Source organism: Arthrobacter sp. Y3223164 (assembly GCF_059091005.1).
The window spans coordinates 1-336 of record NZ_JBNHGF010000940.1; the positions used below are offsets into that span (position 1 = coordinate 1).

General features: G+C 74.1%; 1 protein-coding gene. It reads left to right on the forward strand.

Annotation, left to right across the window (positions count from 1 at the left end; translation table 11 throughout):
• Window positions 1-109: 109 nt before the first annotated feature.
• Window positions 110-336, forward strand: a 227-nt coding sequence (locus tag AC5RUJ_RS18830; protein ID WP_494156582.1) for a hypothetical protein, incomplete at its 3' end; no start/stop codon positions are given.

Sequence of the window (336 nt, forward strand, 5' to 3'; positions counted from 1 at the left end):
GCCGCAGCACCCTTGCCGCCCGTTCGCTGTCCTGGGGGCCGACGTAGGCGCCGGTCCGGCCGGCGTCCGCGGCGAAGCCGAGCGAACCGTCACCGTCCAGCACGTAGCAGTGGCGTTCCACCGGTCCGCCCAGGAGTTGCGCCGCGAGGACCCGCAAAAACTCCCGGTGTCCTCCGCCCCCTACCCCGAGAACCGCCAGGTGTCCGTCGTGCTCCGGTTGCCAGCGCAGCGGCACCTGTCGTTGCCGGAACGGCATGTCCAGCAGGCCGATCGGGATGCTGCCCCCGTCCTTGGGCGCGGCGGCGGGGACCGGGCTCCCGCCGTCGTCGTCGCCGC